Consider the following 10,559-nt stretch of genomic DNA (forward strand, 5'->3'; position numbering starts at 1 on the left):
GGCTCGTCGACGGTGGCAGCACCGTCGTGGTCGTCGAGCACGACCTGGCGGTGGTGGCGCAGGCCGACCACGTCATCGACCTGGGACCCGGCGGTGGGGACGAGGGCGGGCACGTGGTCGTGGCCGGGACCCCGCGCGAGGTGGCGCGTTGCACGGGCAGCCGGACCGCACCGTACCTGGCGACGTACCTGGCCTGACTGTCCGCGCGAGGGCGCAGCACCGGCGATCGAGAGCAACGGAGTCGATCAACGCAGCCGCACCCTCGAACACGACCACTGCACCCTCGATCGAAGTGGTGGCACGCTGAGGTCAGCGACGCACCGCGCCACTGCACGCCTGCACGCCTGCACGACTGCACCACCGAGCCACCCGAGACGAAGGACCACCGCATGGACAGGGACACCGACCTCTTCGACCGTTTCCTCTCCCTGCATGTGCCGGGAGATCCCCTGCTCCTCCCGAACCCGTGGGACGCCGGCTCGGCGCGGATCCTCGAGGGCCTCGGCTTCGAGGCACTGGCGACGACGAGCGGCGGGTTCGCCGGCACCCTGGGCCGGCTCGACCACCACATCACCCGCGACGACGCGCTCGAGCACGGGGCACGGCTCGCGGCCGCCGTCTCCATCCCGGTGTCCGCCGACCTCGAGGACTGCTTCGGCAGTGACCCGGCCGGTATCGCCGAGACGGTGACCCTCGCGGCCGGTACCGGTCTGGCCGGCTGCTCCATCGAGGACCACGACCACCTCAGCGGCGACCGGTACCCGTTCACGGTCGCCGTCGAGCGGGTGGCTGCGGCCGTCGAGGCCGCCCACTCGGGACGGCACCGACTCGTGCTCACCGCGCGTGCCGACGCCGGCTTCCACGGTGACCCCGACCTCGAGGACACGATCCGGCGCCTCCAGGCCTTTGAGGAGGCCGGGGCCGACGTGCTCTACGCGCCGAACATCTCGCGGCCCGAGGATCTCCGGCGCATCCTGGCGGCCGTGTCCCGGCCGGTCAACGTGCTCGCCATGCCGGACACCCCGCCCGTCGCCGAGCTCGCGGCGCTCGGGGTCGCCCGGATCTCGGTCGGCTCAGCCTTCTGGGGGGGGGGGACGGGGGGCCGCGTCGCGGCGGCCGGTGAGTGCCACGACTCTGGGACGTTCGGCTACTGGGACCGCGCCGCGGTCGGCCGGACCGCGGCGCGGGCAGCCTTCAGGACGTCAGGACCGACCTGAGGCCCAGCGCCCCCGTGCGCGCGCACCCGGTCACGAGTGCTTCGCCTCCGTCTCGTGCTCGATGACCTTGCCGGTGATCGCGTCGATCTTCAGGTCGTGCTTGACCGGGCCGTCGGTGATGACGTCTGCCTCCCAGACGATCTTGCCGTGCGACTCGTCGAGGTCGAGCTCGACGAGGTGACCGCCCGGCACGGCCGTCGCGGCGGCCTCGATGGCCTGGACGTAGGTGAGCTTCGCGGTCTGCAGGCGGCGCTGCTTCTTGGCGACCTCGTTGCTCGACCGGTCGGGGCGGTTGGCCACGACCTTTCCTTGGGCCACGTCGACGTGCACCTCGTGGATCGCCGTGCTGGTCGCGACGTCGACCTCCCAGACGATCGTGCCCGAGCTGCGCTCGAGCTCGATCGAGACGACCTTGCCGTTGGGAACCGCGGCCAGGGCCGTCGTGGCGGCGTCCTTGGGGGTCACCTTGACAGACCCGAGCAGGTCTGCGGCGGCAGTGCCGGTCGAGCCCGGCGTGCTGTCCGTCGTCTCCCCGGCCGTCGGGGGGGCCGGTGCGGTCTGGGTGGTTTGGCCCTGCGTGGCGGGCACGTTCGGCGTGACCGTCGCATCGGGCGTTCCGGTGCCGCAGGCGGCGAGCACCCCGGCCAGGGCCAGGGCAGCGAGGGCAGTCGTGGTGCGGCGAGTTGTCAGTGGCTTCGTCATGGCAGTGCTCCTCCTCAAAGCATCCGATCCTTTGACCGGCAGTCCTACTGTGCGACAACCGTGCTGAAGCGATGCTGAAGATCGACCCGGCCGGCTTCAGCCCGGCTTCAGCCCGGCCATGACATGCTCCTGACATGCGCCTGCTCGTGGTCGAGGACGAACATCGCCTCGCCGCGGCGCTGCAGAAGGGCCTGCGGGCCGAGGGGTTCGAGGTCGACGTGGCCCACGACGGCCTGGTCGGGCTCGGTATGGCGCTCGAGCAGGGCTACGACGCGATCGTCCTCGACATCATGCTGCCCGGGCTCAACGGCTATCGGGTCTGTGCCCGGCTGCGCGCTGCCGGCGACCTCACCCCGATCCTGATGCTCACCGCCAAGGACGGCGAGTACGACGAGGCCGAGGCCCTCGACACCGGCGCCGACGACTACCTGACCAAGCCGTTCTCCTACCTCGTCCTCGTCGCCCGGCTGCGCGCCCTGCTGCGCCGCGCCGGACGGGACGAGGCCGCGCGCATCGAGGTGGGCGACCTGACGATCCTGCCCGCCGAGCACCGCTGCCTTCGTGGTCACGACGAGATCGACCTGACTCCAAGGGAGTTCGCTGTCCTCGAGGTGCTGGCACGGCGATCCGGCGAGGTAGTCACCAAGCCCGAGATCATCGACGAGGTGTGGGACCTGGCCTATGCGGGCGACCTCAACGTCGTCGAGGTCCACGTCAGCGCGCTGCGCCGCAAGGTCGACGCGCCCTATGGGCGGCACAGCCTCGAGACGGTCCGCGGGGTCGGCTACCGGCTGGTCCCCGATGCGCCGTAGCCTGCCCTCTGCCTCGGTCCGCGCACGGGTCACGATCGGTGCGCTCCTGGTCGTCGGGCTCGTCCTGCTCGTCGTCGGTCTCGTCGTCGTGACCGTCGTGCGCGACGGGATGGTCAGTTCTGTCGAGGCGACCGCGACGGCCCAGGCCCGCACCGTGGCGACCCTCGCCGAGGCAGGCAGACTCCAACCGTTGCTCGAGGTCGACTCCCTCGACCGCACCATCCTGCAGGTCGTCGACGACCAGGGGCAGGTCGTCGCGGCGTCGGCCCAGGTGTCCGGACTCGGCCCGCTCACCGGGTCGGTCCCGGCACCCGACGCACCGACCGCACTCACGCTGCGCATCGTGCTGCCCGGGGCGCCGCCGCGCGACTACCGCGTCGTGGCGCTGCCCACGAAGACGCCGAGCGGTGCCGTGACGACGTATGCCGCTGTGTCCCTCTCCGACGTCAGCAAGGCGCTCGCCTCGCTGACCTCCCTGCTGACCGGGGGCCTGGCCGCAGCCCTCGCCGTCATCGGCGCAGTCACCTGGTTCGTCGTCGGCCGGGCGCTGGGCCCGGTCGAGGCGATTCGCGCCGAGGTCGACCGGATCAGCAGCACCGACCTCGGCCGCCGGGCACCGGTCCCCGGCTCGGGCGACGAGATCACCCGGCTCGCGATGACGATGAACCGGATGCTCGACCGACTCGAGCAGACGGTCGAGCAGCAACGTCAGCTCGTCGCGGACGTGTCCCACGAGATCCGCAGCCCCATCGCCTCGCTGCGTACCCAGCTCGAGGTGGCCCTCGCCCACCCGGACCTTGCGGACTGGCCGGAGGTGGCTCAGGGTCTGCTCGACGACACCGAGCGCCTCCAGGCCCTGGCCACCGACCTGCTGCTGCTCGCCCGGCTCGATGCCGGGGAACGGCAGGGCGCCGAGCCCCTCGACATCCGTCGTGTCGTCGAGGAGGTCGTGGACCGACATTCCGGCACCCACGGCGCGGCCGAGGTGCCGGTGACGGTCACCGGGCCCTCCGGTCTGGTGGCGACGGCGAACCGGGCCCAGCTCGTGCAGATCGTCGGCAACCTGCTCGACAACGCGAAACGGCATGCTCTGACCGGTGTCCGCGTCGCCGTGTGGGCCGCCCCGGGAGCCGGCTCGGCGGCATCCGTCCAGGTCGAGGTGCGCAACGACGGGCCGGTGGTGCCGGTGGCCGACCGGGAGCGGATCTTCCGGCGGTTCGTGCGTCTGGACGACGCTCGCTCGCGGGACTCGGGCGGCAGCGGGCTCGGCCTGCCGATCGCGCGCGAGATCGCCCGCGCCCACGGTGGGGACGTGACGATCGTCGATGCCGGTGACGAGTCGCGCTTCCTGCTCACCCTGCCCCGCACCCTGACCCCGCCACCAGATCACCCGTGACAGGGGGAGGCATCCGGCGTCTGCAGGCGTTCGAGGTAGGACGGGCACGGCTCGGGCGGCCTTCGCCGGGCCCGGGTCGTCGTGACCCGAGACCCGCTCGCGGCCTTCAGGCCTGCCCGACCGCCAGCGAGATGTCGAGATACCGGAACTCGGCGGGCCGGACGGGCGCAAAGCCGACCACCATGCGAAGGATCCCGCGGGCGAGGTCGGACTCGGTCATCGTGGAACGGTCGCAGCGCACGGTGTAGGCCTCCTCGGGACGCGTGCCGGGAAAGGCGCCCGCACCGAGGAGCGACCCGAGGAACTCCTCGACCCGCAGCCGCACCCGCTCCCACAGCGGCTCACCGTTCGGCTCGACCACCGTCCACCGCAGGCCTGCCTCAATGCTGTGCCGCAGGAACATCGCGGTCCGAGAGGTCGGGACGTACGACCAGTCGGGGTCGCTGCCAAGGACCCGCGCACCCCAGACGATGGGCCCCGTGCCGGGGAAGGACCGGATGACGTTGATCCCCAGCTGGGCCAGTCCCTCCGTGCGTGCCTCGTCGAGGTCCACCGTGAGGCCCTTGACGTCGAGGGCGCTCGTGGCGGTGCCCGCCGGGACGCTCCACGGCCCGTACAGGGCGTCCGTCCGCGCGATGATCCCCGCGACCGCGCCGCTCGGGCTGACCGTGACCGGCTCCCCGGTCAGCGGGTCGGTCTCGAGGAGACGCGGGAAGTACATGGCCGCCTGCGCGCTGCGTAGTGACTCGAGGACGTCCGCGGCTCCGTCGGGGGAGCCATGGGCGGCCCACGCCCCGGGTGCGTCGAGCACGGCAAAGGCACCGAGCCGCTCGGCAGTCGTGACGATCTCGCGCAGCACCTCGAGGCTGGGCTCGGCCGCGCCCTGCGCATCGAGCCCCCACGGCGGGACGACGAGAAGCCCAGGGGGGTCGTCGAGCGGTCCGGTCTCCCTCCGGGACGCCAGGACCGCGATCCCGTCGAGCTGGGCCCGAACGGCCCCCACCTCCGGGTCGGTGCGCACAATGAGGGCGACCCGGCCGCCGTGCCGGTAGTAGTCGCGCACCGAGTAGCCGAGGTGGGCCGGTGGCCACAGGCCACCGAAAAGCCGGCTGAAGTGGGACATCGAGGTGACGACGCATGCCCGTCCGATGGGTCCGGAGGGCGCACTCCCGACGAAGGCCGTGATCGTGGTTGCGACGGCGGCGATCGGCTGCTCGGTCACCGCACTACGGTCTCAGATGCGCGGGTGGTGTGCTGCCGTTTCGCCGACTCCGAAACGGACCCCGCAGCCGAGGAGGTAGGTATGCCGCACACCGGGCTACTGGGCGGTTGGGCCGTTTGCGCCCTTGGGCCGTTGGACCGTTGGGCGGTTGGGCCGTCGTGACCTCATCGTGGTGTCTCGTCCGGCACACGGGGGTGACGCCGCGGGGCTGCATGGTGTGTGCTGGAGATGGTCCGTGGCGTTCGTGTATGCGATGGAGTGCGCCGGTGGCGGGAGGTGGCATGGTCAGGTGGGTGCCCCGCAGCGGTGCCGTCGCGGTGTTCACCGCCGGGGCCCTGACGTTCACTGCCTGCACGAGCGGCCCGAGCCCAGGGTCTGCCACGCCGAACCGAGCGCCGACGAACAGGACGGCCGCCACATCGGCTCTCGGCAGATCCGCGCCGAGCGGCTCGGTGCCCACGGAGACAGCCCGGTCATCGCCGCCGAGCACCACGCAGCCCGGCCCGCAGCCCGGCCCGACCGCAGCGATCGCACCCTGCACCATCCCGGACTCGCTGCACGGGGTGGACGTCCAGGTGCTGCCGACGACGCGGAAGGTGGTCGCGCTGACCTTCGACGGCGATGCGAGCAACGACGGCGCCCTGTCGGTCCTCGCGACCCTCGCTCGGGAAGGCGTGCCGGCGACGTTCTTCCTCGCCGCTGACTTCGTCGAGGAGTTCCCGGTCATCGCCCGCAGCATGGCGGTCCACGCCATCGGCAACCGCATGTACAACCAGTCCGACCTGGGCGCCCTGACCGACAGAGGGATCCGCACGGAGATCCGCAGCGCCGCCGCGCGCATCAGGGCCGTGACCGGCCAGGACCCGCGACCGCTCCTCCGGTTCCCGGACGGCCCAGTCGACCCGCACCTCGTCAGCCTGGCCAACGCGGAATGCTACGTGCCGTTCCGGTGGACGGTCGACACGCTCGGCTGGCAAGGCGTCACCGGTGGCCAGTCGGTCGAGACCATCGTGCACCGGGTCCTGACCAAGGCCAGGCCGGGAGAGATCGTCCTCATGCACCTCGGCACCCACTCGGAGGATCACTCGACCCTCGACGCCGACGCCCTGTCGGGCATCATCGCGGCGCTGCGCGCCAAGGGCTACGGCTTCGTCACCCTCGGGGCGCTCCGGGGATCGCACGACTCGACCCCGGCGCCGTAACCTGTAGACGAGTCAGTGGCGGCGGCACAGGAGTCTGGGCGATGGCGAAGCAGCAGAAGAAGACGTGGTCCGACCTCAGCTCGCGGCAGCAGGCGGTCATCCTCGCCCTGGGGTCGGTCCAGCTCTCGCTCGCGGCGACGGCATGGGCTGACCTCGCGAGTCGCAAGCCCGAGGAGGTCAACGGCAGCAAGGCGAAATGGGCTGCCGTCATCGCGATCAGCTGGGTGGGGCCGATGCTCTACTTCGCGAAGGGCCGCCTGCCGTCGATGTAGGCATCGACACCACCGTCCGGATCGGCTCCCGGGCCAGCTCACTGCTTCAGCACCCAGATCTGGTAGAGCCGGACGAACAGGTAGGGCACCACGACCAGGCCGACGAGGATGGTCGCGGTGCCACCGCGACTGCGCTCCGCCCACGACCAGCCCACCGCGAGGGGAAGGACGAGCAGGGCGACGACCAGGTAGCCGACGAAGGTGAGGACCGAGACTCCCGGCGGAGCATCCGACAGGAGCCTGATCCCGATCACGAGCTGGGCGACGAGCCCCGCCTCGATCACCGCGAGCAGCGCGAGGACGAGGGCGTTGGGTGGCCGGTTCCGGATCACCTGGATGACGACGGCTATCGCCGTCACGCCACACAGGATCGCGAGGGCCTTCTGGAGCTCGATCACAAGGGCATCATGCCGAACCGCGGAACCGGGAGCCGGAACCCCGAGCCGGGAACGGCGAGCGGACGGATGTATCAGCGGGCCGGGCTGAGCCTCTGATGGTCGTACTACCCTGACGAGGAGGCAGTCCCTTCTCGGCGCGCTGCGACAGAACTCCCTCGCACAGAGCACCCTGTCGCAGTGTGCCTCATCGACGCCCGTCCCGCTGGCGAGGCACGCCGTAGTCTCTCCCCATGCCCGCGCTGCCGCTCTTCCCCTTGGGGACCGTGCTGTTGCCGGGGGCTGCGCTGCCGCTCATCGTCTTCGAGCCGCGGTATGTCGCGCTGCTCGCCGACCTGAACGCGTCGGCGCCGCGGGGGCAGCGGGCTTTCGGCGTCGTCGCGATCCGCAAGGGGTCCGAGGTGGGCGCGGGTGCCGCGGCCGAGCTGTTCGACGTCGGCTGTGAGGCCGTCATCGAGCAGGTCACCGGGACCGAGCCGCCCTTCCATGTCATCGCCAGGGGCCGTCGGCGGTTCCGGATCACCGGGCGCGACGAGTCCGCCGGCACGGCCTACCTGACCGGTCGGGTGACTTGGATGGACCCGCTGGCCCGGCGAACCGGTGCCGATCCCGAGGGTGGCGCTGCCGCACTTGCCGACCGGGTCCGCAGCGCGCACACGCGGCTGCTCGCCGCGATGGGCGCGACGACCCGAGAGGTGGGCCAGGCCGGTACCGACGAGCTGGCCTACCGTGTCGTCGAACGGTCTGCCCTCGAGCTGGCCGACCGGCAGGCCGTGCTCGAAGGCCGCACCGAGCGCGACCGGCTCGCGACCCTGCTGGCCATCCTGCGACGCGAGCTCGCGCTCGTCAGCCAGGTCCGGGCCGTACCGGGCCGGATCGACCCTGGCGCGTTCTCACCGAACTGAGCCCAGGACCCGTCCGCGCCTCGGCGCGGGGCCCGCTGAGCGGCATACAGCACCCTGAGGCTGCGCTACAGGTCGCGGTGCACCTCGGCCACCTCGCCCTCCTCGGAGCGGTTGAGGTTGAGGATCGCCAGGGCCAGCCCGCCCCACAGCACCAGCATGGCCAGGAGCATCATGACGATAGCGGCGGCGCTCATCGGGTCACCTCCATGGTGGTCGGGTCGTCGTCTTGCGGGACGGTGAGCGGTGTGCCGGGCCGCCACTTGACGCGTGCGACGAGCACGCCGACGACGATGACAGCGAGCGCGACCCCCCACCCGAAGACCGTCACCATCCACTCGGGGTAACCGCCGTACGTCGTGGCCGCGGCGTCGCGGAACTCCTTGACGAGGATGAAGGTGAGCACTGCCGGCGTCACCACCGACATCAGTGCGATCCACCAGCCCTTGACCGGGATCGACCCGTAGCGGTTGAGGTGACGGGCCAGCCGCGGCAGCGCGCGCAAGAGCCATGCGACGACCAGCATGCTGACGACGGCGACGAGCAAGATGCCGAACTTGTTGATGAAGTTGTCCATGATGTCGAGGACGGTGAGCGTGCTCGTCGTGCTGAAGAGCAGCACACTGACGACCGCGATGGGCAGTGACACAACCATGGTGGCGCCGATGCGGGTCATCTCGAACTTGTCCCGGACCGCTGAGATGACGACCTCGAGGATGCTGACGAGCGACGTGACGCCGGCGATGATCAGCGAGGCGAAGAAGAGCACGCCGATGATGCTGCCCGCCGGCGCTTCGCTGATGATCGCGGGGAAGGCGATGAACGCCAGGCCGATCCCGCCGGAGGCGACCTCGCTCACCTGCGTGCCGGATGCCTGCGCCATGAAGCCGAGCGCCGAGAAGACGCCGATGCCGCACAGCAGCTCGAAGCCGGAGTTGGCGAAGCCCACGACGAGCCCGGAACCGGTCATGTCCGTCTTGCGACCGACGTAGGACGAGTACGTGATCATGATGCCGAAGCCGATCGACAATGAGAAGAAGATCTGGCCGAAGGCGGCGGCCCACACCCCCGTGTCCTGCAGTGCCGCCCAGTTCGGGGTGAAGAGGGCGTTGAGGCCGTCGATCGCACCCGGCAGGAGGAGTGCCTGCACGACCAGCGCAGCGAAGGCGAGCAACAGCACCGGGATGAAGATGACCGAGGTCGCACCGACGCCCTTCTGGACACCGAGGGCCATGATCCCGATGACGACGACCCACACGACGACGACCGGCACGAGGATGCCGGGCACGAAGTCGAGCGTCACACCGGCGGATGGGTCTGCGGCGCGGAGGAACTCACCGCCGAAGAACTTCTCGGGGTCGTCACCCCACGCCTTGTCGACTGAGAAGAACATGTAACGCACCGACCAGCCGATGATCGCGGCGTAGTAGATCGCGATGATGGCGCAGATGCCGACCTGCCACCACCCGACGAACTCGGTGCCCCTGCGCAACCGTGCGAAGGACAGCGGCGCAGACCCGCGGTTGCGGTGACCGAGCGCATAGTCGAGGAAGAGGAACGGGATGCCCGCCGTGAGCAGCGCGATGAGATACGGCAGGATGAACGCCCCACCGCCGTTCTCGTAGGCCACGTAGGGGAACCGCCAGATGTTGCCGAGCCCGACGGCTGACCCGATGGCGGCGAAGATGAAGACCTTCCTCGACGAGAAGGCACCCCGTGTGGCCTCCTCTGTCTGGGCTGGTGCGGTAGTCATTGGCACTCCTGTTGACTCGGCGATGTCTCCAGAGAGTCCCAGCATGCCGGGGACGCACGCGGAAGGCCAGCCCATGGTCCCGTCACATTCTGGGCCCCGTCATCCCCCGACGTCGGTGCTCAGCCCGGAGTGCAGGTACTCGTCGTGATAGACCCCGTCTGCATGACTGCGCGTTACACGGACTGACGACGGGCTGCGTGGGCTGCCGTTGCACGTCCAACTCCTCGGGCCGGGGGCCAGTACGGTATGCAACCGCGCCGTAGAAGTCGAGCAGGTCGAGCTCTACCGGACCGGGCTCAGCGAGGGCCGACTCAGACGTCTGCCAGTTCGTCGACGCCAGCACCTTGCTGAGCCCGTGGCCGCAGCTGTGAGCCGGTCCCGCTTGCCGGAACCGTGACCTCACTGAGTCCTCACGCACGCAACCCAGCGCGCGCCTCGTGGGATGCGTTGTCCCGCGATGGCTCGGGTTGTTCATCGAGGGCGGCAGAGGTCGTCGTCGTCGCTAGTCCGCATCGCCATGCATTCGTGACGAGGAAGCCGAAGCTCCCACTCTGGATCTTCATTGCGTGTGGCTGTCAGCGCCCAGGGGTGAGGTGGCGCAGCGCGACGTCATCCTTGTCGCCACCGTGTCTGACCGGCGCCACATGCATGTCGTGAGCATGCCACTGGCCCCGCCCTGGGTGGGG

12 protein-coding genes are annotated in these 10,559 nt (G+C 70.5%); 7 read left to right on the plus strand and 5 right to left on the minus strand.

The window, feature by feature from the left end; genetic code table 11:
* Both L0H79_RS16790 and L0H79_RS16795 read left to right on the plus strand, forming a co-directional pair.
* Nucleotides 1-197: hypothetical protein (locus L0H79_RS16790; protein ID WP_301485797.1), on the plus strand; the 197-nt coding region annotated here is incomplete at its 5' end.
* Between the two features lie 192 nt (nt 198-389).
* Nucleotides 390-1,217 (plus strand): isocitrate lyase/phosphoenolpyruvate mutase family protein, encoded by an 828-nt coding sequence (locus L0H79_RS16795; RefSeq protein WP_301485798.1) that lies wholly within the window; start codon nt 390-392, stop codon nt 1,215-1,217.
* A 30-nt stretch (nt 1,218-1,247) separates the two neighbouring features.
* Here the strand turns inward: L0H79_RS16795 and L0H79_RS16800 are convergent, their stop codons facing one another.
* On the minus strand, nt 1,248-1,919 hold the full coding sequence (locus L0H79_RS16800) for a PepSY domain-containing protein (protein WP_301485799.1): 672 nt from the start codon (nt 1,917-1,919) through the stop codon (nt 1,248-1,250).
* Between the two features lie 134 nt (nt 1,920-2,053).
* On the opposite strand from L0H79_RS16800, the gene L0H79_RS16805 reads away from it, so the two are divergent.
* Entirely contained in the window at nt 2,054-2,731 is a 678-nt protein-coding gene (locus L0H79_RS16805) for a response regulator transcription factor (protein WP_301485800.1), read from the plus strand.
* The gene (locus tag L0H79_RS16810; protein WP_301485801.1) at nt 2,721-4,127 is read left to right on the plus strand and encodes a HAMP domain-containing sensor histidine kinase; all 1,407 of its coding nucleotides are present in this window, start codon (nt 2,721-2,723) and stop codon (nt 4,125-4,127) included. The genes L0H79_RS16805 and L0H79_RS16810 overlap by 11 nt, the downstream gene beginning before the upstream one ends.
* A 106-nt stretch (nt 4,128-4,233) precedes the next feature.
* On the opposite strand, the gene L0H79_RS16815 is transcribed toward L0H79_RS16810, so the two are convergent.
* Nucleotides 4,234-5,349: a phage tail sheath subtilisin-like domain-containing protein gene (locus L0H79_RS16815; protein WP_301485802.1), complete on the minus strand. Its 1,116-nt coding sequence runs from the start codon at nt 5,347-5,349 to the stop codon at nt 4,234-4,236.
* Between the two features lie 452 nt (nt 5,350-5,801).
* Here L0H79_RS16815 and L0H79_RS16820 point away from each other — a divergent pair, with 452 nt between their 5' ends.
* Nucleotides 5,802-6,551: a polysaccharide deacetylase family protein gene (locus L0H79_RS16820; RefSeq protein ID WP_301485803.1), complete on the plus strand. Its 750-nt coding sequence runs from the start codon at nt 5,802-5,804 to the stop codon at nt 6,549-6,551.
* A gap of 41 nt (nt 6,552-6,592) precedes the next feature.
* Nucleotides 6,593-6,823: a hypothetical protein gene (locus L0H79_RS16825; RefSeq protein WP_301485804.1), complete on the plus strand. Its 231-nt coding sequence runs from the start codon at nt 6,593-6,595 to the stop codon at nt 6,821-6,823.
* 38 nt (nt 6,824-6,861) lie between these two features.
* Here the strand turns inward: L0H79_RS16825 and L0H79_RS16830 are convergent, their stop codons facing one another.
* Entirely contained in the window at nt 6,862-7,221 is a 360-nt protein-coding gene (locus L0H79_RS16830) for a hypothetical protein (RefSeq protein WP_301485805.1), read from the minus strand.
* Between the two features lie 230 nt (nt 7,222-7,451).
* Between L0H79_RS16830 and L0H79_RS16835 the strand changes: the two genes are divergently transcribed.
* On the plus strand, nt 7,452-8,123 hold the full coding sequence (locus L0H79_RS16835; protein ID WP_301485806.1) for an LON peptidase substrate-binding domain-containing protein: 672 nt from the start codon (nt 7,452-7,454) through the stop codon (nt 8,121-8,123).
* Between the two features lie 65 nt (nt 8,124-8,188).
* Here L0H79_RS16835 and L0H79_RS16840 read toward each other — a convergent pair whose 3' ends face one another.
* Nucleotides 8,189-8,317: a methionine/alanine import family NSS transporter small subunit gene (locus L0H79_RS16840; RefSeq protein ID WP_301485807.1), complete on the minus strand. Its 129-nt coding sequence runs from the start codon at nt 8,315-8,317 to the stop codon at nt 8,189-8,191.
* Nucleotides 8,314-9,873, minus strand: coding sequence for a sodium-dependent transporter (locus tag L0H79_RS16845; protein ID WP_301485808.1), 1,560 nt, complete (start codon nt 9,871-9,873; stop codon nt 8,314-8,316). The genes L0H79_RS16840 and L0H79_RS16845 overlap by 4 nt, the downstream gene beginning before the upstream one ends.
* Nucleotides 9,874-10,559 lie beyond the last annotated feature (686 nt).

It is taken from the genome of Intrasporangium sp. (assembly GCF_030452765.1).
Taxonomy (GTDB): Bacteria; Actinomycetota; Actinomycetes; order Actinomycetales; family Dermatophilaceae; genus Intrasporangium_A.

What these genes read in the sequence shown, in the direction of transcription:
- L0H79_RS16795 (WP_301485798.1), top strand. Translation starts at nt 390, where the DNA reads ATGGACAGGGACACCGACCTCTTCGACCGTTTCCTCTCCCTGCATGTG.
- L0H79_RS16800 (WP_301485799.1), bottom strand. Translation starts at nt 1,919, where the DNA reads ATGACGAAGCCACTGACAACTCGCCGCACCACGACTGCCCTCGCTGCC.
- L0H79_RS16805 (WP_301485800.1), top strand. Translation starts at nt 2,054, where the DNA reads ATGCGCCTGCTCGTGGTCGAGGACGAACATCGCCTCGCCGCGGCGCTG.
- L0H79_RS16810 (WP_301485801.1), top strand. Translation starts at nt 2,721, where the DNA reads ATGCGCCGTAGCCTGCCCTCTGCCTCGGTCCGCGCACGGGTCACGATC.
- L0H79_RS16825 (WP_301485804.1), top strand. Translation starts at nt 6,593, where the DNA reads ATGGCGAAGCAGCAGAAGAAGACGTGGTCCGACCTCAGCTCGCGGCAG.
- L0H79_RS16835 (WP_301485806.1), top strand. Translation starts at nt 7,452, where the DNA reads ATGCCCGCGCTGCCGCTCTTCCCCTTGGGGACCGTGCTGTTGCCGGGG.
- L0H79_RS16840 (WP_301485807.1), bottom strand. Translation starts at nt 8,317, where the DNA reads ATGAGCGCCGCCGCTATCGTCATGATGCTCCTGGCCATGCTGGTGCTG.
- L0H79_RS16845 (WP_301485808.1), bottom strand. Translation starts at nt 9,873, where the DNA reads ATGACTACCGCACCAGCCCAGACAGAGGAGGCCACACGGGGTGCCTTC.